This window comes from Kitasatospora sp. NPDC058190, from assembly GCF_042883685.1.
In the GTDB taxonomy this organism is placed as follows: domain Bacteria; phylum Actinomycetota; class Actinomycetes; order Streptomycetales; family Streptomycetaceae; genus Kitasatospora.
In genome coordinates this window covers 54,758-76,605 of record NZ_JBHVVI010000023.1, presented here as the reverse complement: position 1 = coordinate 76,605, position 21,848 = coordinate 54,758, and the positions used below count along the sequence as shown (strand labels likewise).

The following is a 21,848-nucleotide window of genomic DNA, read 5'->3' as shown; positions in this document are numbered from 1 at the left end:
GAGCAACATCACGAAATCACGTCAACTCATGATCGTGCGGGGACTGTTGATCATGCGGTGGGCGACTGTCGAACAACAGGGGGACGGTGCATGCTGCTGATCGCGGTGCTGCTGGTCGTGGTGGCACTGGCCGGTGTGGCCGCCGTCGTACTCGCGCGCCGGCGAACGGCCCTGGACGCCACCGGCGTTGCCAAGGCCCTCGCCGCCGCCGCCGAACAACTCGCCGCCGGCAAGGCCCCGCAGGCCCGCCGCCGCTACGCCCGACTGGCCCGCCAACTCGCCAACGGCCCCCGGGAGCTGAGCCCGCAGCGCGGCCTCGCCCTGCTCGGCCAGGCCGAGGCCACCATCCCCACCGGCGACCAGCAGGCCACCCTCGCCCTGCACCGCGAGGCCTTCCCGCTGCTCGCCGACCCCGCCCGGCAACTGCCCCGGTGGAGCCTGCGCCGCCTCGCCGAGGAACGCATGCAGGCCCCCGACGGCGACCTCGGGCCGCTGCTCGCCTTCCTCCAGGCCACCGCCGCCGGCGCCGACCCCGGCGAGGAGGCCGAGGCCGCCGCCCGCACCCAGCACTGGCTGCAACGGCTGTGCCACGAGGGCACCGCCGACCAGCGCGACCACGCCACCGCCCGCGCCCTCGCCGCCCTGCCCGGCCGGGACTGGCCGGTGCTCGCCCGGGTCGCCCTGCTGCGGGCCACCGGCCGGGCCGCCGAAACCGAACCCCTGCTCGCCGCGGCCGCCCCCGGCGGCAGCGGCGAACTCTGGTTCCGCTGGGGCGCCCAACTCTTCACCCTGCACCGCGACGAACCCGCCGTCACCGCCTTCGACGAGGCGCTGCGCCGCGGCCCCGGCGAGCCCTCCCCGTGGGGGCGCGGCCCGGCGCTGCGCACCGAGAGCCTGCTCTTCCGCGGCCTGGCCCGCCAGCGGCTCGGCGCCACCGACGCCGCCTGGTCCGACCTCGCGGCCGCCGCCGGGGAGAGCCCGAGCGACCCGCGACCGCGCTACGCCCTCGGCCGGCTCGCCCTGCTGCTCGGCGCCGACGACCAGGCCCGGGAGCAGTTCACCGCGGCCCTGACCGTCCAACCCTCCTTCGCCCCGGCCCGGTTCGGCCTCGCCCTGGTCCACGAGCGGGCCGAGCGCCCGGCCGAGGCCGCCGCCGACTACCGGGCCGGCCTCGGCCAGGCCCCCGACTGGCGCGCCGCCCGGGTCCGGCTCGGCGCCGCCCTGACAGCCGCCGGCCAGCCGGCCGACGCCGAGCCGATCCTGCGCGCCGAGGCCGACACCGAACCGGACTCCCGCTGGAGCCGGATCGCCGCCTTCCACCACGGCCTCGCCCTCGCCCGCACCGACGACCAGGCCGGCGCCCTCGCCCGCTGGGAGCAGCTGGACGACCCCGAGCTGAGTGAGCGTCGGGCCCTGGCCCGCGACCGGCTCGCCCGCACCCGGCTGGCCGCCGAGCCGGGCGCCGCCCGCGAACTGTGGCAGCAGGCCGCCGCCGAGCACCCTGCCGCCCCCGGCTACCGCGCCGCCCTGCGCGAAGCCGCCCTGCGCGAGGCCGCCCACCTGCTGGTCACCGGCCGCGACCACCCCGAAGCCCGCCAACGCGCCGCCGCGGCGCTCGCCCTGGCCGACGCCCTGCCCGGCGCCCTCACCCACCGGCAGTCCCGGCTGCGCGCCGCCCTCGCCCTGGCCGGGGGCGCCCCCGAGCAGGTCACCGCCCTGCTCGACGCCACCGCCGGGCCGCGCGACCGCTACCACCTGGCCGCCGTGGCCCTGCTGGCGGGCCGGCCGGTCCAGACCATCGCCCTGCTCGGCCCGCTCGACCCCGACCCGGCCGGGGATCCGGCGCTCGCCCGACTGCGCGCCCTGCTCGCCGAACGGGCCGGCAACTGGGCCACCGCACTGGACTGGTACCGCCACTTCCTGACCGCCCCCATGGCGGCACCGGCGCACCCCACCGGCGACTGCGCGGTCTGCGCCGGCCCCGCCACCGGCACCTGCGGCGGCTGCGGCCGCGAGAGCTGCGCCGCACACCTGCACGCCCCTGCCGGGGCCGCCTCCCCGCGCTGCGTCCGCTGCACCGGCCCGGCCCTGCGCGCCGTCCTGGACTGCGCCCGCCGGGCCGGCACCCCGGAGCAGGCCGAACCCGTCCTCGCCGCCTGGGCCGAGGCACTCGGCGACAGCGCCGCCGCCGCGCCGCTGCGGCTCGACCTCGCCCTGCTGCGCGCCGAACTCGGCCGCCTGGACGAGGCGTTGGCCGACCTGCCGGAGGACGCCGGCACTGCCCGGGCCGCCGTCCTGGTCCGCCGGGCCGGCGCCGCTCTCGCCACCGAACAGCCCGGACGGGCCGCCGCCGACCTGCGCCAGGCCCTCACCCTCGCTCCCGCCCACCCGCAGGCGGCCGGCGCTCTGGCCCTGCTCGCCGAGCACGAGGCCCACCAGCACGCCGTCGAGGGCCGCCACCGCGAGGCCTACCAGGCCTACCGCGCGCTCCTGCGCGAGGACCCGGCCCACCCCCGGGTGCTGCACGCCCTCGGCCTCGCCGGCTACCGGCTGGCCGTGACCGCCGACGACCAGGACGTCTGGGCCTGGACCCTCGGCTGCCTGGTCGCCGCCCTGCACCAGCCCGGCCTGTGGAACGAGGCCGCCCGGATCACCGGCCGCACCCCCGAACCGGAGCGGATGGCGACCGCCCGCACCGCGCTCACCGACCGCCTCCACGAGGACCTGCGCGCCCTCGACCGGGCCGCCGGACGCAGCGGCGACGAGGTCACCGCCTGGACCCTGCGCCTGGGCATGGAGGCCCACGCCGCCGACGCCTTCGCCCAGCAGGACGTCCGGATCACGCTGCCCGGCCGCCCCGCCCGTCGCCTCGCCGTCGGTCCCACCCTCGACCGGCTGCTGCGCGCCGAGCCCGAACTCGCCGCCTGGGCCGCCGCCTTCGAGCAGGCCGTAGGGGCCTGGCGGCGCCCGGCGGGCCCCGACGCCCCCGCGCTCACCCGGGCCCTCGGCCTGTTCGGCGAGCTCGGCCCGCAGCGCTACCTGAGCCTCCAGGGCCGTCAGGCCGCCGCCGTCGCCGCCCTGGACGCGGTTGCCGAGCACGAGCGCGGCGAGGGCTGGCAGGCGCTGCTCGGCGAGTCCCTGGTCAGCCAGGCCCGCGAGCACCACCGCAACCAGGACTGGCGCGAGGCCCTGGACTGCCTCACCCGCGCCCGGACCGTCCCGGGCGCCGTGCTGCCCGCCGACGCGTCCAGGATCGCCGCCGAGTCCGGCGTCCGGGCTGCCCGCGCCCTGCTCAAGGGCAGCGACGACGACCAGGCCGGAGCCGCCGCGCTGCTGGAGAAGGCCTTCGCGCTGGCCCCGGACGACCAGGAGGTGCGCGGCGACCTCGGCGCCACCTACGCCCAGTGGGCCCGCAAGATCAACAACGAGGACAAGGACTACCCGCGCGCCCTCGCCCTGCTGCAGAAGAGCCTCGACCTCGTCCCCGGGGACCTGACCGCCCTACGCTTCCTGCAGGCCGCCCTCGGCAACAGGGCCGGCCAGCTCAGCCGCCCCGAGGCCACCGACGCGGAACTGGAGGAGGCCGCCGAGATGTGGCGGCGGCTGATCGAGCTCAGCGACGACCCGGACCACCGGCTCGGCCTCGCCTTCGTGCTGCGCCAGCTCGCCCGCTCCGCCGCCTTCGCCGACCACCGCACCCGCGCCGTCGCGCACATGGCCGAGGCCCTGCGCGTCGACCCGGAGTGGGACGGCGACGTCGCGCGCGAGGCGCCGCGCCGGGTCGCGGTGCTGCTGGCCAACCACGTCATCGACAACATGCAGGACAGCCCGTTCACCACCCAGGCCGCCATGCTGCAGAAGGCCAAGTCCTACGACGACTCGGCCGACATCCGGCGCCTGATGGTCAGCGTCTGGCGCGGTGAGGCGATCGGCCACTACGAGGCCCGCCGCTACGGGGAGGCGATCCGGCTGCTGAAGGAGGCACTCGACCTGTCCGGCTCGCCGGAGGACACCGCGAAGCTGAACAGCGAACTCGGCATCGTTCTCAGCTCCTACGCCGTCGCCGAGGCCAACGCCCACCGCTACTGGGAGGCCCGCCAGCTGATCGCCACGGCCATCGAGTGCAACCCGGGGGACCGGGAGCTGCGTGCCCTGCAGACGCGGATCAACCGGCTCCGGTGACCGGCAACCGCACGGGAGCCGCCGTCGTCGTAGACCGTGCGGTGGCTTGATCTGTCGTCAGTTCGCCACCAGGAGCTTTGAGTTCAGACCCGTTCGACCCGTCCGAGCCGTGAGGAGAGGGACCGCCCGCCATGCCACTGCACGAACCTTCGCCGTACGAGGTCCTGGGCATCCCGCTCACGGCCGGGGTGCGCGAGATCAACCTCTCGGTCGGGAAGGCGCTGAAGGCGGGCCGGTTCACCCGCCAGCAGATCCAGGACGCCGCCGCGCTGCTGCGCAACCCGGACCGCCGACTGGAGGCGGACCTCCAGCAGCCGCTCCCGCCGGAGCCGGTCGACCAGGCCGCCGACCTCCTCGCGCCCGCGCTCGCCGAACCGCTGCTGGTGATCGAGCGCCCGCCGCTGCCGCCCGCCCCGGCCCTTCTCGCCCTGCACCGCGCCGAGTTGGCCGCCGACTTCGCCGAGCCCGCACCCGCCGGGGCCGACCCCGAACCGCCCGTCCCGGCCCGCTACGCGGCCGACCTGTCCGTGCTGCCGCAGATCGAGGTTCCCGAATGACCGACGCACCGACCGCATCCCCGCTCGACGGCCACCGGCGGCTGGAGGTCCCGCCGGGCGTCGAGTCCGTCGACCTGGACGCCAAGTTCAGTCAACTGCTGTTCCGCGCCTCGCTGTTGGGCAGCAAGCTGACGGAGCAGAAGCAGGCCGCCAGGGCCGAGCAGCGCGAACTCCTGGGTGTCCTGGTCGAGGTGGACGACGCGCTCGCCGCCCTCGGCCTGGACCGCGAGCTGGTGGCGCTCGGGCGCGGCGCGGGCATCGAGGCCACCCGCCGACGGCTGCTCGGCCGGCTCGCCAAGGCCGGGGTGCGGCCGATGCGGCTGGAGGGGCTGGCGGCGGACCCGGCGCTGACCGAGATCGTCGGCATCGAGGTACGGCCGGGGGTGGCGCCGGAGACGGTGGTGCAGACGGTGGTGACCGGGTTCTTCTGGGACCAGGAGGTGTTGCGACGGGCCCAAGTGGTGGTCGCCGCACCGGAGTCGGCGCTGCCGCCGGTCGAGGATCCCCGGATCGCGGAGCTCAGGCCCGATGAGTCCGTCGAACCCGAGACCGTCGAGGGGACCGGCGCCGAGCCGTCGGTCGCCGAGTCTCCCGCCGTCGAGCCGGTGACCGTCGAGCCGGAGCCCGTAGAGCCGGTGACCGGAGAGCCGGAGCCCGTCGAGCCCGTCGAAGCCCGGGCCAGGCCGGTCCCACCCCGGGTCCGTCGGCAGGCCAGGGCCGCGGGCAAGCCGGGCAAGCGCGGCAAGCGCAAGAAGTAGCCAGGACCACGAGGGGCAAGAGGGGAACGACATGTACCGCACACTCGGCATCGACCTGGGCACCACCAACTCCGTGGTGGCCCACCTGCGCCGGGGCGAGCCGGAGATCATCTTCAACCGGCAGAACCAGGAGGCCACGCCCTCCGTGGTCGGCAGCGGCCGCAAGGGCGAGCTTCTGGTGGGCTCCACCGCGCGCAGCCGGACCGCCATCGACGGCGCCAACGTGATCCGCTCGGTCAAGCGCTTCATGGGTCGGAAGTTCAAGGACCCGCAGGTGCAGGCGGCTCTCAAGGAGGTCGACTACAAGGTCACCGCGGGGACCGACGGCGACGTCAACGTCTGGTTCAACGGCCGCTCCTACACCCCGATCGAGATCTCCGCGATCATCCTGCACCGGCTCAAGGAGGACGCCGAGCAACGCCTCGGCGAGCCCTTCCACCGAGCCGTGATCACCGTCCCCGCCTACTTCGGCGAGCGGCAGGTCGCGGCCACCCAGGAGGCGGGCCGGATGGCCGGCCTGCACGTGCTGCGGATCATCAACGAGCCGACCGCGGCCGCGCTCGCGTACGGGCTCGCCGGCGAGGCCGGTGAGGAGGGTCGGACCGTCCTGGTCTACGACCTGGGCGGCGGCACCTTCGACATCTCCATCCTGCTGCTGGTGCCCGGCTCGGTCTCGGTGCTCGGCATCGAGGGCGACAACCTGCTCGGCGGCGACGACTTCGACCGCGCGATCACCACCGCGCTGCTGGAGGACATCCGCGAGGAGTACGGCTCCGACTACCAGCCCGACCTGCGCGACCGCCCGAAGATCGCCTCCACCGCCGAGACCGTCAAGATCGAGCTGTCCAACCAGCAGTCCTCCGAGGTGATCCTGCCGGGCCTGGGTGCCGGACAGCTGGTGCTGGAGACGGAGTTCGAGCGCGCCCGCTTCGAGGAGCTGATCGAGGCCCAGATCGAGCGGACCATCGAGCTGACCCACAAGGCCATCATGCAGGCCAACCTGACCGTCGGGGACATCGACGAGGTGGTGCTGGTCGGCGGTTCGACCTCGATCCCGCTCGTCGCCCGGCGGCTCGGCGAGGTGTTCGGCAACCACCGGATCAAGCGCGGCGTCAACCCGATGCAGTGCGTGGCGCTCGGCGCGGCCGTGCAGTCCGCCCTGGTCGGCGAGGTGGAGTGCCCCGAGTGCCGGGCCCCCGGGGACCTGTCGGCCTCCAACTGCGCCAACTGCGCGACCTCCCTGCTCGGCGGCGACCGGGTCTCCTGCCCGACCTGTCACATCCCGGTCGTCGCCGACGCCGCCGACTGCCCCAAGTGCGGTCAGGACATGGCCGGTTCGGCCGCCTCCGGCGCGACCGTCCCGAGGCAGTCGCAGGCCACCACCGTGCTGCGCAGCGACAACTGCCCGCGCTGCGGCACCCCAGCCGCCCCCGGCGTGACCGCCTGCGAGCTGTGCGGCGAACCGCTCAACTCGGCCGCCCCCGGCCAGACCAAGGTGGCCTCCACCGCCGCCGAGGATGTCGGCCTGCGCTGCGCCTCCTGCGCCAAGGTCAACCCGCCCGGCACTGAAGTCTGTTCGGAATGCGGCGAGTTGATGCAGGTCACCAACCCGTTCGACATCACCCCGAAGAACCTCGGCATCGAGCTCAACGACGGCCGCCTCGCCGTCATCATCCCCAAGAACACCAGCTACCCGACCAGTTCGCCGGTCAGCCGGGAGTTCGTGGTCTCCGGCAGCGGCCGTCAGCGGCTGGAGATCGCCGTCTACGAGGGCGAGCACGAGGTCGCCCAGCAGAACGAGCTGATCGGCCACCTCACCCTGCGGCTGCCCGAGGGCCTCGGCGGCCGCACCCCGGTGGAGGTCTCCTTCGGCCTGGACCGGGACCGCACCATCACCCTGTCGGTGCGGATCCAGGGCGGCGGCGAGAAGACCGTCAAGCTGGAGCGGGTCACCCTCGACCCCGAGCTGAAGGTGCAGGTCGAGGAGCAGCAGCGGCAGATCGAGACCTTCACCGACCGCTGGGGCGGCGAGCTGACCGAGGCCGAGATGCGCGAGGCGCAGCGGCTGATGGACACCCTGGACGACCTGGCGGCCGGGCAGACCCGCGGCCAGTCGGTGGACGAGGCCCTGGAGCGGGCCCAGCGCCAGCTGAAGGCCCAGCGCTGGGTGCGCGGCTCGGAGGCGTACCTGAGCCTGTTCATCCACTACTGCGAGAAGCACCTGGACCCGAGCGACCTGGACCGGCTGCGCTCGGTGGCCGCCGAGCTGCGGCTGCGCCGCGAGGCCGCCGACTGGGAGGGCGCGATGCGCGCGGCCCAGAAGGCGGACGAGCTGTGCGACTCGCTCGGGCACACCTTCCGGATGCTCACCATGTGCAACGTCTACGTCAACCAGAACATGGTCTCGCCGGCCCTGGGCCAGCGGATCATGGCGGAGCTGCGCGGGCTGGACGACGCGGTCGAGGCGCCCAACATGGAGGCGGTCAACACCCACATGTCGAATCTGCTGGCGCTGTACGCGCAGGCGCAGCGGGAGCTCGGCAGCGAGCCGGCCGCCGAGTCGCTCGGCCCGGTGCGCCCGGAGGAGGCCGGTCCGCGATGACCACCGTGAGCCTGCTCGAGGTGCAGTGCCCGCTGTGCCGGGTGCCGGCGGACCCGCAGACGCTCGGCTGCCCGTCCTGCCGGGAGGACCTGAGCGTGCTGTTCCGGCTGCGTTACGCCGGTCGGATCGATTACAACCGGGCGCTGGACGCCCTGGCGGCCGGGGACGGGGCGCTCGCGCTCGGTCTGCTGCACCGCGCGGTGGCGGCCGAACCCGGGTTGGAAGTGGCCCGGGAGCTGCTGCAATCACTGAGCGTGGCCGGGCCCGCCGGGCCCGCACCGGGGGCGCGGGAGGGCGACACGCCCTCCGATTGACCAATGCGGACGCTCCCGGCCTGCGGTGAAGTTCGATCGGTGCGAGTGTGATCGTCACACGGTTCTTCGCCACCCTCACAAGGAGTGACGCAATGCGTATTCGCACCACCCTCGCCGCCACCGCGCTCGCCGCGGTGGCGGTCCTCGCGGGCGCCGGCACCGCCGCGGCCGGCGACGCGACCGCCAACGGCATCGCCACCAACTCGCCCGGTGTGCTCTCCGGCAACCAGATCCAGATTCCGATCAACTTCGAGAACAACATCTGCGGCAACACGTTCAACCTGCCCGGGTTCCTCAACCCGGTGGCGGGCAACGTCGTCTGCATCAACGGGTGACAGCAGCACCGGGGCCGTCCGTCGAACCCGACGGGCGGCCCCGGTGCCGTGTCCGCACCCCCGTTCGGGGGTGGCGGCGCGGGCCCGGGAAGGGCGACCATGGTCCCCGTCCCGCACCTCCGCACCCAGGAGCCAGCCCGTGCCGACCACGCCCGCCCCGCGCAGCTACGCCTCCGGCACCTCGGACGTCCCGCTGCTCGGCGACACCATCGGGGAGAACCTCGACCGCGCGGTGCGCGCCTTCCCCGAGCGCGACGCCCTGGTCGACCGGCCCACCGCCCGTCGCTGGACGTACGCCCAACTCGCCGCCGACGTGGACGCGCTGGCACTCGGCCTGCTGGAGCTCGGGATCGCCAAGGGCGATCGGGTCGGCATCTGGGCCCCCAACTGCGCCGAGTGGACCCTCACCCAGTACGCCACCGCCAAGCTCGGCGCGATCCTGGTCACGGTCAACCCGGCCTACCGGGCGCACGAGTTGGAGTACGTGCTGAACCAGGCCGGGATCCGGGTGCTGGTCGCCGCCGAGCGCTTCAAGACCTCGGACTACGCCGCGATGATCGAGGAAGTCCGGCCGCACTGCCGCGAGTTGGAGCGGGTGGTGCTGCTCGGCGGTCCCGCCTGGGACGCCCTCCTGTCGGCCGGCCGCGGGGCGGATCCCGCGCTACGCGCTCTCTTCGCCGAGCGCCAGGGCGAGTTGGCGCCCGACGACCCGATCAACATCCAGTACACCTCCGGCACCACCGGTTTCCCCAAGGGCGCGACGCTCTCGCACCACAACATCCTCAACAACGGCTACTTCGTCGGGGAGCTGCTCAACTACACCGAGCAGGACCGGATCTGCATCCCGGTGCCCTTCTACCACTGCTTCGGCATGGTGATGGGCAACCTCGCTGCCACCTCGCACGGCGCCTGCATGGTCATCCCGGCCCCCTCCTTCGAACCCGGCGCCACCCTGGCCGCCGTCGCCGCCGAGCGCTGCACCGCGCTGTACGGCGTGCCGACCATGTTCATCGCCGAACTCGCCGACCCGGACTTCGCCCGCTACGACCTCGGCAGCCTGCGCACCGGCATCATGGCCGGCTCGCCCTGCCCGACCGAGGTGATGAAGGAGGTCATCGACCGGATGGGCATGGCCGAGGTCTCCATCTGCTACGGCATGACGGAAACCTCGCCGGTCTCCACCCAGACCCGCACCGACGACTCGGTCGAGCGCCGGGTCTCCACCGTCGGCAGGGTCGGCCCGCACCTGGAGGTCAAGGTGGTCGACCCGGCCACCGGCCGTACCGTCCCGCGCGGCGAACCCGGCGAGCTGTGCACTCGCGGCTACTCCGTCATGCTCGGTTACTGGAACGAGCCCGAGCGCACCGCCGAGGCCGTCGACGCGGCCCGCTGGATGCACACCGGGGACCTCGCGGTGATGGACCAGGACGGCTACCTGGCGATCACCGGGCGGATCAAGGACATGGTGATCCGCGGCGGGGAGAACCTCTACCCGCGCGAGATCGAGGAGTTCCTCTACACCCACCCGGACATCCTCGACGTCCAGGTGATCGGTGTCCCCGACGTCAGGTACGGCGAGGAACTGATGGCCTGGATCCGGATGCGCGAGGGCGCCGATCAGCTCACCGCCGAGGCCGTGCGCGCGTACTGCACGGGGCGGCTGGCCCACTTCAAGATCCCGCGCTACGTCCACGTGGTCGAGGAGTTCCCGATGACCGTCACCGGCAAGATCCGCAAGGTCGAGATGCGCGAGCTGGCCGTCCGCATCCTCGGCCTCTAGAGCCTTCCGGTCCCTTCGGCCCGCCCGGGAGGCGGCCCGGGTACCCGGCGGGAGAGTGGGATCATGCCTCTCGACGTCACCGTGGAACGCACGATCGCCCTCCCGCCGGAAACCGTCGCCGCCTACGCCATGGACTGGCGCCACGACCACGAGTGGACCCAGGGCATCCGCAGCGCGGCCCTCACCCGCGAGGCCGACACCGGCGGCTTCGGCGTCGGCGCCGAGGTCACCCGGACCGCCTACTTCCTCGGCAAGAGGATCGACTACGTCCTCCGGGTGGCCGGCTACGACCCGCCGCGGATGCTCGACATGGTCTCCGTCGCCGGCCCCATGCCCATGCACGTGACCTACACCTTCGAGCCCACCCGGTCCGGCACCTTCGCCCGCATCCGGGTCCGCGGCGACTCCTCCCGCCACTACCGCCTGGCGGCCCCGCTGATGTCCTGCCAGGTCCGCAGGTCCCTCACCAAGGACCTCCGCGACCTCGAAGCCCGCCTCGCCCCCTGATCAGTACCGCGGCACCCCGAACGCCTCGTCACTCGGCACGATCTCCTTGCCCAGCGGCATCAGTGAGATCGGGATCATCTTGAGGTTGGCCCAGCCGAACGGGATCCCGATGATCGACAGGAACAGCGGGATGCTGGTGGCCAGGTGCGCGATGGCCAGCCACCATCCGGCGAACACGAACCAGATCACGTTGCCGACGCAAGACGCGGCGCCGGCGTCCTGCCGCTCGACGGTTGTCCGCCCGAACGGCCACAGTATGAAGCCGGCGATCCGAAACGAGGCAATGCCAAATGGAATGGTAATTACGAGCAGGCAGCAGATAATTCCGGCGAGCACGTAGGCAAGAGCCATCCAAATGCCGCAGAAAACCAACCAGATGACATTGAGGATGAACTTTATTGCGCTCATGCTTGATACCTTCTCATGGCTGATGGCGTTGCACTACGACCGTGCCATGCCCGTCGGCGAGCGTGTCTACGCCCTTAGGGGTTGATCCTCAGGGGTCGGTCCGGGTTGCAACCACAGGTCGGGCGGGGGGAGCCGCGACAACCTGCGGACGGCCACCGATGCCGCGCGGGCGGGGCTGCACCGCCGAGGGCGCTCACTGGACGAGACGCAGATGACGCACTGGCGCGGTTGCCCCCGGGCCGGGCGCGGACGGGGTGCGAAGCGGCGTGGCCATGGCTCCAGTGGCTGCTGGGAGTTGGCGGGGCGCTGACCGGTGGTCTCTCCGTTGGCGTCCTCACCGGACTCCTCTGCGAACGCGATGGCCAAGTGTCGTGCGGCACCGTCAGTGGGCCTCGCGGCAGCTGCCGGTGGGGGTGCAGAGGGTGATGGAGAGGGGTCTGCCGGTCGGGGGGATCCGGTAGTGGTATTCGGCGAAGGTGACGAGGTCGCCGGCACCGAGGTCGATCGTGCTGTGGTGGACGGGGCTGACGATGTGGGCGGTGTCGGCGGAGACGGTGATGTCGTCCACCTGGCCGCGGTAGGCCGTGAAGGCGTAGGCGTCCACGCCTGCCGTGGTGTCGGTCGGCATGGGGGTGCGGGGGATGAGGTCCTTGATGGCGGTGAACCAGATGGTCGTGGGGGCCTCGCCCACGTGGTTGATGATGGCGTAGCAGACGTCGAGGTTGTCCACCAGCCAGAACGCCATCGCCCGGTACCGGCCGTCGGTGTCGAGGACCACCAGGGTCGGTCGTGTCGGCTTCGGGCACTGGGGCGGTGTGTTGAGCGAGGCGATGAGGTCCACGATCCACTGCGCGGACGGCGGGGCGGGTTCGGGAAGAAGGACCGGGTGGCGCATCGCGCCGGGGGCGGGGATCGGCCCGCACGCGGCGGCCGCGATCAGGGCCGTCACCAGTGCCGCCGTCGAACAGAGCGCACCGAAGCTGCGTTTCATCGTTTCTCCCCCGAACGACGGGTGCGACTCAGGATGCGCCCCGATTCGGGCGGCGGCAAGACTCCGGGCGCGGGCCGCGCCCGGAATCCGGCGCCGCGTCAGGAGGGGCGGGGGAGGTAGGCGAGGCCGTGGGCGCCGGCTTCGGCGAGCTTGGGGAGGGTGAGGCGGGAGACGGGGGTGAGGGTGTCGAGGTCGATGATGTCGACGGTGGAGGAGACGATGCTGGAGACGTAGGCGAGGCGGCCGTCGGGGGAGGAGGTGATGGTGAGGGGGAAGAGGCCGATGTCGACGGAGCCGAGGTGCCGGTGGGTGTCGGCGGAGAAGACGGTGAGGAGGCCGGGGGCCTGGCGGCCGAGGGGGGAATCGGGGTCGGGGATCGCGCGGGTCTCGCCGGCCAGGAGCTTGCCGGTGGAGGTCAGGTGGACCGGGAGCACGGGGTGCTCGGTGGGGAGGGTGGCGGTCACCGAGGCCGAGCGGGCGTCGATGACACGGATGCCGGGGGCGGAGTCGGGCTTCGCGGCGAAACCGAGGTAGGGGGCGGCGACGTAGGCGCGGGTGCCGTCGGGGGAGACGGCGAGGCCCTCGCTGCCGGGGACCTCGACCTTGGCGGTCAGGACGCCGCGGCCGAGGTCCACGACGGACACGAACGGGGCCTCCTTGTTGGTGGCGAAGCCGGTGCGGCCGTCCGGGGAGATGGCGAACCAGTGCGGGCCGGGGGCGTCGGTGTCGATCCGGCCGATCGGGCGGCGGGTCTCGGTGTCGATGACCACGACGCCGCCGGGGCGGTCCGCCGAGGCCTCGACACTGACGTAGAGGCGGCGGCGCGCCGGGTCCAGGGCCAGGCCGTGCGGGCCGTGCTCGGGGGCGAGGTCGATCACCTCGACGATCCGGCGGGTGTCGGCGTCGATGACGGTCAGCTTGGTGCAGTGGCCGCTGTGGGCGTTGTAGTAGCCGGAGTGGTACGCGCTGCTGCACCAGAGCAGGCGCTGGGTCGGGTCGAAGCACAACTCGTGCGGCTGGGCGGTGACTTCGACGCGGTCGAGGAGGTCGTCGGTGGCGGCGTCGAAGAAGGAGACGGTCGGCCCGCTCTGGCTGACGGCGGCGAGGACGTCGCCGGCGAGGTGGGACCGGGGGTTGATCGGCACGGGTGCTCCTTGGAACGGATGTCGAGTGGACGGTGTGGACGGGTTCCACTCTCGGCGGCCCGGGGCGGCTACACCATGCAAGGATTGGCACGGGATAGTTGACGTAAACGCAAAAGCACAGGTCAGGAGCTCGAATGGACCTCAACCTGCTGCGGGCCCTGGACGCCCTGCTCCAGGAGAACAGCGTGACCCGGGCCGCCGAGCGGCTCGGCACCTCGCCGGCGGCGGTGAGCCGGATGCTGGCCCGGCTGCGTCGGGCGGTCGGCGATCCGTTGCTGGTGCGGGCCGGTCAGGGCCTGGTGCCGACACCGCGGGCGGTCGAACTGCGGGAGGAGGTGGGCGCGTTGCTGCGCGGCTGCGAGAACGTGCTGCGGCCCGGGCCGGGCTTCGATCCCGTGCACCTCGAGCGGATTTTCACCGTACAGACCAGCGACCTGGTGCTGGTCCGGGTGGCCGGACCGCTGACCGAGCGGATCCGTGCGGAGGCGCCGAACGTCGACGTGGTGTTCCTGCCGGAGGCACTGGAGGGCGGGCCTGCGCTGCGCCAGGGGCTGGTGGACGTCGAGGTGGGCGTGCTCGGGCAGTTGGACCCGGAGATCCGCACCCGGCCGCTGGTCAGTGCGCCGGTGGTGGCCGTGGCACGCGACGGCCACCCGCTGTTCGAGGGGCGGATCACCGCCCGGCGCTTCGCCGCCGCCGACCACATCGGTGTCTCCCGGCGGGGCAAGCGGCTCGGGCCGATCGACGCCGCGCTGGCCGAGCGCGGGCTGCGGCGCCGGGTGGCGGTGGTGGCGCCCAGCCACACCAGTGCGATGCTGCTGGCCCGGGACAGCGACCTGGTCTCGCTCGGCCTGGCGGACTGGCTGCCGGAGACCCTCGCCGCGCTGGGCCTGCGCACCTTCCCGATCCCGCTCCAACTCGCCCCGCTGGAGCTGGGGATGGCCTGGCATCCGCGCAACTCGGCGGACCCGGGCCAGCGTTGGTTCCGCGAGCACCTGGCGGCCGCCGTCCGGCAGGCGCGGGCGGAGTGAGGCGGCGGAGGGAGACGGCGGAGGGGATGGCGGGAAGCGGCAGGAGGCGCGGTACGGACCCCACCGTCCGTACCGCGCCGCTCAGTTGAGCTGCGTCACCGGCGCAGCGGGCCCTCGCAGGTGTAGTCGGCCGTGCCCGCCTTGCCGTTGGTCCAGACGTCGACCTTGCCGAAGGTGCAGTTCATGTCGTTGAGGTTGTTGGCGTCCTCCACGTCCTTGGTGCGGCTGAGGATGAAGTAGTCCACGGTGTCGGACATGTCCTTGAAGACCTTGTCCGGGTTCGCGGAGTCGGAGAGGTTGGCGGTGATCTTGCCGGTGCAGATGAAGCGCATCGGCTTGTTGGCCCAGTCCCCGTTGTCCTTGCAGTTCGGCGTGGCGCCGGTGGCGCCGGCGAACGCGTCCTGGACGTCGGCGGCCTCGGCGAGGTCCAGCGAGCCGTTGTCGAGGAAGGAGGTCGACGGCACGTACAGGTTGTCGACGTTCTTGATCTGCGCGTCCAGGAAGGCGTAGTACTCGGTCTGCAGGGCGGCGTCGGCGCCCATCCGGTCGCGCCAGGTGTCGAAGCCGGCCGGGTCGTCGGCGCGCTGGTAGCCGTACATCTCGCGGATCAGCGAGGGGTGCTTCTGCCAGAGGAACTCGAAGAAGGTGCCGGCGTAGTTGTAGAAGTGGAACGCCGGGGTGTCGTTGTAACTGGAGTGCAGGATCTGGGCGATGGTCATCCGGGGGATGCCGGCGGCCTCGTCCGAGGCGAGCTTGCGGACCAGCGACTTGCGCACCAGGATGCCCTGGTCGCGGGTGGAGCCGTCGAAGAACTCGGCGGTGCCCTCGTCCATCGCGGTGGTCTTGTCGTTGGCGTACCAGCGCTGGTCGCCGAAGTAACCCGGCACCGCCCAGCGGCCGTTGAGGTAGTGCACGTACTCGTGGCGGAACAGTTCCTCCAGGGTGAGGGTGGAGTCCTGCGGGACGCGCCGCTGGTAGGTGTAGAAGGTGGCGCCGCGCTCGATGTAGATGCCGCCGTTGTTGGTGCTGTAGCCGGTGAGGATCGGGTGGTACACCTCGTAGTCGGCGCGCGAGGCGTACAGGTGGATGTGCAGGGTGGTGTTGATGTCGTCGGCGAGCGGCTGGTCGGTGCCGAGGACGCGGAAGTACTGGCTCTTCACCTGCTTGCTGGCGTAGTACATCTGGTCGACGGTGGCCTTGTCGAGGGCGGTGCGGACCTCGATGGCGCCGTTGTCGTAGGTGTACGTGTGCGGGAAGAGCCTGGCCTCCAGGTCGGATATGCAGACGCCGTACTGCTGGCAGACGCCGTAGGTGTTGGCCCAGCCGATGGCCTTGGCCCACGGGTCGGACCACTCGCCGAAGGCGTTCCTGGTGGCGTCGATCAGCGGGCCGAGGTCGGCGACGGTGGCGTCGTGCAGGGCCGGGACCTGGCCGAAGCGGCCGTACTCGCCGACGGCGTCGCGGGCGGCCCAGGCGTTCTGGGTGCCCTTGAGGTGGCTCCAGGAGGCGTACGCGCGGAACGCGGCCCGGTAGTCGGCATCGGAGGCGACGGCGGCGAGGAAGGCCGGGTCCTGGTTGTAGATCCCCAGGTAGTTGAGGTTGAGCGCCTGCAGGACGGCGTTGCCCCAGTGGGTGTTGTCGGCGAGGGCGGTACCGGGGGCGAGCGAGGCGAGGATGCGCTTGGCGAGGCCCAGGTTGTGCTGGCGCAGGCCGTCGGCGCCGGCGGTGATGGCGGTCTCGCGCAGGATGTCGGCGGCCAGGTCGGTGCCGTCGAAGGCGTGCGCGCTGCCCGCGTACGTCGTGACGGCCTGCTGGATCGCGGCGAGCGTGGCCGGGTCGCCGACGTTCAGCTCGTGGTGGCTGAAGGCGTGGTAGACGGTCGCGTGCAGGTACGTCCACAGCTCGTAGAGGTGGGAGGCCCCGGTGCCGTCGTCGGTGGCGGACAGCTGGGTGATCCGGTGGGCGACGGCCTGGACGTGGGCGTTGTCCATGGTGGTGGTGAACCGGGCGTCCCAGGTCCAGATGACCGAGCGCAGGCAGCCGTCGGCGGTGACGGCCGGGTCGGCGAGGAAGGCGACCAGCTGGTCCGGGTCGAGGCCGGTGAAGCCGTCGACGGTGCAGGGCACCCCGGCGCTGGTGCGGGGTGCGGTGCCGGCGGGGGTGGCGGCGAGCTGGTCCGCGGTCGGGGCGGGCGCGCCGACGCGGTCGGGCAGCAGACCGGGGATCAGGGTGCTGCCGAGCGAGCCGCCGCCGGGGGCCGGGGCGGGGGCGCCGGGCTTGGCGGCGGCGGTGCCGAGGTGGTCGGCGTCGTCGTAGGCGGTGCGCTGGTCGGGGTCGGGCTGGGCGGGTGCGGCCTGGGTGGGCTTGGTCTGGGCTGGCGTGGTCCGGGCGGGCCCGGCCTTGGTGGCCGTCGCCGACGGGGCGGGGGTGGGTACGGCGGCCTGGGCGCTCTGCAGGGTGGGCAGCGTGAGGGTCGCGGCCGTCGCGGCGGCGAGCAGGACTCGCCTGGCAACGCGGGAAGTTGACACCGATTCTCCTGGAGGGGGAAGTGGCAGGGCGGTGTGAGGCGGCAGTGCGGTGGGTTTTCGGCTCGGGACTGCCGGGGGAGACCGGGGCGGACGCTGTGGGGTCGACCGCCCTCGGGTGAGCCGTAACATAGCAATGTGAAATTGCACCTGCCAAGAGGGTGAACAGAGTTGACCCCGGCTCGGCGTCCGGTCGCAGTTCGGGATACCCTGCGGGGGTACGCGGCAGCCGGAGACGGTCGGGAGGCGAACCATGGCGCGGCAGCGGCCGAACGGTGCGCCGGTTCCGCCGGTGCTGCGTCTGCTGCTCCTCGCCGCCCTGCTGTTGGGCGTGGTGACGATGCACACCCTCGGCCACCCGACCGGCGGTCACGGCGGCCACGGCGGTCTCGGAGCCGAGGTGGCGGCGGTCCAGCAGATGCCGGAGCACCACGCGGCAGCCGTCCCGACGGCACCCGCGAGCATGACCGCCGCCCCCGCCGCAGCCGACGGCATGGACCCGATGACGGTCTGTCTCGCCGTCCTGGCCGGCTGGACCCTGGTGCTCCTGATCGCCGGCCCGCTGCTGGGCCGCAGTGGGGACGCCGCCGCCGAGGTGCGGGCCCGGCTGCTACGGGCCGTCCGTGCGCTGCCGCCGCCCGAAGGCGGGCGGATGCTCCTCAACCGACTGTCGGTGTTGCGTCAGTAGGCGCGCGCCCGCCGCTCCGTGCCCGCGCGCACTTCCTCGCGCCCGCGTACGGAACGGCTGACGCGACCTCCTGTACGCCCACTCCACCGCACGAGGTGCACTCCGCCATGCGCACTCCTACCCGTCGTACCGTCCTCGGCGCCGCGCTCGCCGCCGCCGGGACCGGCCTGCTCGCCGCCTGCTCCTCCGACTCGATGACGGGCATGGACCACTCGTCCATGAACCACCCCTCGACGAACGGCACCGGCACCCCGGGCGCCGCCCCCGCCGGCTTCGTCGCGCCCAACGGCCCCGAGGTCGCCGCCGCCGAGGCCGGGCGCAAGCCCGGACCCGAGCGCAAGGTCGCGCTCACCGCCACCGAGACCACCCTCGACCTGGGCGGACGCACCGTCCGCAGCTGGGCGTACGGCGACCGGCTGCCCGGCCAGGAGGTGCGCGCCACCCTCGGCGACACGCTCGCCGTCACCCTCGCCAACCACCTGCCGCAGTCCACCTCCCTGCACTGGCACGGCCTCGCGCTGCGCAACGACATGGACGGCGTGCCCGGCGTGACCCAGGCCGACGTCAAGCCCGGCGCCTCCTTCGACTACCGCTTCGCGCTCGCCCACCCGGGCACCTACTGGTTCCACCCGCACTCCGGCGTCCAGCAGGACCGCGGCCTGTACGCGCCGCTGATCGTCGAGGACCCGAAGGAGCCGCTGCGCTACGACAAGGAGTGGGTCGTCGTCCTGGACGACTGGGTGGACGGCGTCGACGGCAGTACCCCGGACGCCGTCCTCGCCGAACTCGCCAAGGGCATGGGTGGGATGGACCACTCCGGCCATGACATGTCAGGGATGCCCGGCATGGACATGGGCGGCATGAGTGGCATGGGCGACACGGGCGGCACCCCCGCCGGATCCACCGGCCCGTCCCGGATGCTGATGGGTGCCCGCAGCCCGCTGCTCGGCGGCGACGCGGGCGACGTCGCCCACCCGTTCCACCTGGTCAACGGCCGCCTGGCGAGCGCCCCCGAGACCTTCACCGCCAAGCCCGGCGACCGGATCCGGATCCGCCTGATCAACGCGGGCGGCGACACCGCCTACCGGGTCGCCCTCGGCGGTCACGACCTGGCGGTCACCCACACCGATGGCTTCCCGGTCGAACCGGCCACCACCCAGGCGCTGCTGCTCGGCATGGGCGAGCGCTACGACGTCCTGGTCACCGCCAAGGACGGCGTCTTCCCGCTCACCGCGCTCGCCGAGGGCAAGAACGCCGCCGCCCTGGCCGTGCTGCGCACCGGCGGCGGCGCCGCGCCCGACGCCGGGACGCGCCCGGCCGAGCTGGACGGCAGGCCGCTGACCGCCGCGCAGCTCAAGGCCGACGCGAGCGTGCGGCTGCCCGCCAAGGCGCCGGACCGGACGGTGACGCTGGAGCTCACCGGCGGCATGGCGAAGGCCGACTGGGCGTTCAACGGCCGCAGGTACGATCCCTCGCAGCGCTACCCGGTGGCGGCGGGGGAGCGGGTGCGGCTGGAGTTCCACAACAGCACCGGCATGTGGCACCCCGTCCACCTGCACGGACACACCTTCGCGCTGGGCGGCGACGGCCCACGCAAGGACACCGCGATCGTGCTGCCGGGCACGACCCTGGCCGTGGACTTCGACGCCGACAACCCGGGTCTGTGGATGGTGCACTGCCACAACGTCTACCACTCGGAGGCCGGCATGATGACCGTCCTCGGTTACCAGGCGTAACCCCGGTCCACGTTCTGAGACACCGGGGCGGGGGCCACCCCCTCGCCCCGGTCCATGTTCTGAGACACCGGGCCGGGGGCCACCTCCCCCGCCCCGGCCTCCGCCCCGCCGCACCATGCCACCCGCCCCGACCTGCGCATCCATGACGTTTTCTTAACGCGGGCCGATGACGTCTCCTTAACGGCTGTCGCATAGCCTGGCGCACTGCCGTCGCCCGACGGCGCTTTTACGGGGTCTTTAAACAAGAGGTGCAAGGTGGTTTCGTCGGGTTCGACGGAGACGGCGACGGAGGATCCGTCGTCGGCTCGAATACGGCTCCGCAGCTGGCTGCTGGAGGACATGTCCCCGGACAAGTCCGCCCACAAGGCCGGCACGGAGGCATCGGAAGGCGGTGCGGAGCCGGGGGACTCCGCCGCCGACGCCGAGCACGGTGCGCACGCCGGCCAGCCGTGGTGGCGCGTGATGTGCCTGACCGGCCTGGACTACTTCTCGACGCTCGGCTACCAGCCGGGCATCGCCGCCCTCGCGGCCGGCCTGCTGTCGCCGATCGCCACGATCGTGCTCGTGCTCGTCACCCTGCTGGGCGCGCTGCCGGTCTACCGGCGGGTCGCCAAGGAGAGCCCGCGCGGCGAGGGCTCGATCGCGATGCTGGAGCGGCTGCTGCCCTTCTGGAAGGGCAAGCTGTTCGTCCTCGCCCTGCTCGGCTTCGCGGCGACGGACTTCATCATCACGATCACGCTCTCGGCCGCCGACGCCAGTGCGCACCTGGTCGAGAACCCGCACCTGACCAGCGTGCTCGGCGGCAAGCAGATGGTGATCACGCTGATCCTGGTCGCCCTGCTCGGTGCGGTCTTCCTCAAGGGCTTCAGCGAGGCGATCGGCCTGGCCGTGGTGCTCGTCGGGGTCTACCTGGCGCTCAACGTGGTCGTCGTCGCGGTCGGCATCTGGAAGATCATCCAGGCACCGCACGTCGTCACCGACTGGTCCAACGCGCTGACCGCCGAGCACGGCAACATCTTCGTCATGATCGGCGTCTCGCTCGTCGTCTTCCCGAAGCTCGCGCTCGGCATGTCCGGTTTCGAGACCGGCGTCGCCGTGATGCCGCACATCAAGGGCGACGCCGGCGACACCGACGCCAACCCGGCCGGCCGGATCCGCGGCACCCGCAAGCTGCTCACCACCGCCGCCGTGATCATGAGCGCCTTCCTGATCGCCACCAGCTTCATCTGCACCCTGCTCATCCCGGCCAAGGAGTTCGAGGACGGCGGCCAGGCCAACGGCCGTGCCCTCGCCTACCTGGCGCACCAGTACCTGGGCGGCGGCTTCGGCAGCGTCTACGACCTGTCGACCATCGCCATCCTGTGGTTCGCCGGCGCCTCCGCCATGGCGGGCATGCTCAACCTGCTGCCCCGCTACCTGCCGCGCTACGGCATGGCCCCGCACTGGGCGCGCGCCGTCCGGCCGATGGTGATCGTCCTGACGATCGTCGGCTTCCTGATCACCTGGCTGTTCGACGCGAACGTCGACGCCCAGGGCGGCGCCTACGCCACCGGTGTGCTGGTCCTGATCAGCTCGGCGGCCATCGCCGTCACCATCGCCGCCTACAAGAAGCGCCAGCGCGGCTGGACCATCGCCTTCGGGATCATCGCGGCGGTCTTCCTCTACACCACCGTGCTGAACACCATGGAGCGCCCGGACGGTGTCAAGATCGGTGCCTGCTTCATCGCCGGCATCATCCTGGTCTCGCTGCTCTCCCGCCTGAAGCGTGCCTTCGAGCTGCGCGTCACGGACGTCGTGCTGGACGAGACGGCCGAGCGTTTCATCCGCGACTACGCCCACCGCCCGCTGCGCCTGATCGCCAACGAGCCGACCAACCGGGACGTCGCCGAGTACCGCGACAAGATCCGGCAGATCCGCGCCGACAACGACATCCCGGGCGAGGACGACCTGGTCTTCGTCGAGGTGACGGTCAACGACGCGTCGGACTTCGAGTCCGAGCTGACCGTGCGCGGCGAGGTGCTGCACAACCGGTACCGGGTGCTCACCCTGGAGAGCTCCAGCATCCCGAACGCGATCGCCGCGCTGGCGCTCACCGTCCGGGACCGCACCGGGCAGCGGCCGCACCTGTACTTCGAGTGGACCGAGGGCAACCCCTTCGCCCAGTTCCTGCGGTTCTTCCTGTTCGGCCAGGGCGAGGTCGCGCCGGTCACCCGTGAGGTGCTGCGCGAGGCGGAGCCGGACCGGACCAAGCGTCCGCGCGTCCACGTCGGCTGACCCGCGCCCCACGCG

The 21,848-nt window shown here is 72.7% G+C and carries 16 protein-coding genes; 12 read left to right on the top strand and 4 right to left on the bottom strand.

Going from position 1 to position 21,848, the window contains the following annotated elements:
- The first annotated feature begins 90 nt into the window (after positions 1-90).
- The 8 genes from ACFVWU_RS13940 (at position 91) to ACFVWU_RS13905 (ending at position 11,035) form a co-directional block, all read left to right on the top strand.
- The gene (locus ACFVWU_RS13940; RefSeq protein ID WP_387619476.1) at positions 91-4,182 is read left to right on the top strand and encodes a hypothetical protein; all 4,092 of its coding nucleotides are present in this window, start codon (positions 91-93) and stop codon (positions 4,180-4,182) included.
- Positions 4,183-4,313: 131 nt separating this feature from the next.
- The gene (locus ACFVWU_RS13935) at positions 4,314-4,739 is read left to right on the top strand and encodes a hypothetical protein (protein ID WP_387619473.1); all 426 of its coding nucleotides are present in this window, start codon (positions 4,314-4,316) and stop codon (positions 4,737-4,739) included.
- Complete coding sequence (grpE, locus tag ACFVWU_RS13930; RefSeq protein ID WP_387619470.1) at positions 4,736-5,497, top strand: nucleotide exchange factor GrpE; 762 nt, start codon at positions 4,736-4,738, stop codon at positions 5,495-5,497. The genes ACFVWU_RS13935 and grpE overlap by 4 nt, the downstream gene beginning before the upstream one ends.
- A gap of 31 nt (positions 5,498-5,528) precedes the next feature.
- The gene (locus ACFVWU_RS13925; RefSeq protein WP_387619468.1) at positions 5,529-8,099 is read left to right on the top strand and encodes an Hsp70 family protein; all 2,571 of its coding nucleotides are present in this window, start codon (positions 5,529-5,531) and stop codon (positions 8,097-8,099) included.
- The gene (locus ACFVWU_RS13920) at positions 8,096-8,413 is read left to right on the top strand and encodes a hypothetical protein (RefSeq protein WP_387619465.1); all 318 of its coding nucleotides are present in this window, start codon (positions 8,096-8,098) and stop codon (positions 8,411-8,413) included. The genes ACFVWU_RS13925 and ACFVWU_RS13920 overlap by 4 nt, the downstream gene beginning before the upstream one ends.
- A 92-nt stretch (positions 8,414-8,505) precedes the next feature.
- Complete coding sequence (locus tag ACFVWU_RS13915) at positions 8,506-8,748, top strand: chaplin (RefSeq protein ID WP_387619462.1); 243 nt, start codon at positions 8,506-8,508, stop codon at positions 8,746-8,748.
- Between the two features lie 139 nt (positions 8,749-8,887).
- Positions 8,888-10,528, top strand: a complete 1,641-nt coding sequence (locus ACFVWU_RS13910; protein ID WP_387619459.1) for an AMP-binding protein — start codon at positions 8,888-8,890, stop codon at positions 10,526-10,528.
- A 63-nt stretch (positions 10,529-10,591) separates the two neighbouring features.
- Positions 10,592-11,035 carry an SRPBCC family protein gene (locus tag ACFVWU_RS13905; protein WP_387619457.1) on the top strand — a complete coding sequence of 148 codons (444 nt, stop codon included), beginning with the start codon at positions 10,592-10,594 and terminating at the stop codon, positions 11,033-11,035.
- Here ACFVWU_RS13905 and ACFVWU_RS13900 read toward each other — a convergent pair whose 3' ends face one another.
- The 3 genes from ACFVWU_RS13900 to ACFVWU_RS13890 all read right to left on the bottom strand — a co-directional run bounded on the left by ACFVWU_RS13900 (position 11,036) and on the right by ACFVWU_RS13890 (position 13,579).
- A complete protein-coding gene (locus ACFVWU_RS13900) occupies positions 11,036-11,443 on the bottom strand; it encodes a YccF domain-containing protein (RefSeq protein ID WP_387619454.1) in 408 nt (135 codons plus the stop codon).
- Positions 11,444-11,825: 382 nt separating this feature from the next.
- On the bottom strand, positions 11,826-12,434 hold the full coding sequence (locus ACFVWU_RS13895; RefSeq protein ID WP_387619451.1) for a hypothetical protein: 609 nt from the start codon (positions 12,432-12,434) through the stop codon (positions 11,826-11,828).
- 98 nt (positions 12,435-12,532) lie between these two features.
- Positions 12,533-13,579 (bottom strand): YncE family protein, encoded by a 1,047-nt coding sequence (locus ACFVWU_RS13890; protein ID WP_387619448.1) that lies wholly within the window; start codon positions 13,577-13,579, stop codon positions 12,533-12,535.
- A gap of 134 nt (positions 13,580-13,713) precedes the next feature.
- On the opposite strand from ACFVWU_RS13890, the gene ACFVWU_RS13885 reads away from it, so the two are divergent.
- Positions 13,714-14,610 carry a LysR family transcriptional regulator gene (locus tag ACFVWU_RS13885; protein WP_387619445.1) on the top strand — a complete coding sequence of 299 codons (897 nt, stop codon included), beginning with the start codon at positions 13,714-13,716 and terminating at the stop codon, positions 14,608-14,610.
- A gap of 95 nt (positions 14,611-14,705) precedes the next feature.
- Here ACFVWU_RS13885 and ACFVWU_RS13880 read toward each other — a convergent pair whose 3' ends face one another.
- Complete coding sequence (locus tag ACFVWU_RS13880) at positions 14,706-17,138, bottom strand: collagenase (RefSeq protein WP_387619442.1); 2,433 nt, start codon at positions 17,136-17,138, stop codon at positions 14,706-14,708.
- Positions 17,139-17,388: 250 nt separating this feature from the next.
- Between ACFVWU_RS13880 and ACFVWU_RS13875 the strand changes: the two genes are divergently transcribed.
- The 3 genes from ACFVWU_RS13875 to ACFVWU_RS13865 all read left to right on the top strand — a co-directional run bounded on the left by ACFVWU_RS13875 (position 17,389) and on the right by ACFVWU_RS13865 (position 21,833).
- Positions 17,389-17,823 (top strand): hypothetical protein, encoded by a 435-nt coding sequence (locus ACFVWU_RS13875; RefSeq protein ID WP_387619439.1) that lies wholly within the window; start codon positions 17,389-17,391, stop codon positions 17,821-17,823.
- 107 nt (positions 17,824-17,930) lie between these two features.
- Positions 17,931-19,559, top strand: a complete 1,629-nt coding sequence (locus ACFVWU_RS13870) for a multicopper oxidase family protein (protein ID WP_387619437.1) — start codon at positions 17,931-17,933, stop codon at positions 19,557-19,559.
- Between the two features lie 339 nt (positions 19,560-19,898).
- Positions 19,899-21,833: an amino acid transporter gene (locus ACFVWU_RS13865; RefSeq protein WP_387619434.1), complete on the top strand. Its 1,935-nt coding sequence runs from the start codon at positions 19,899-19,901 to the stop codon at positions 21,831-21,833.
- Positions 21,834-21,848 lie beyond the last annotated feature (15 nt).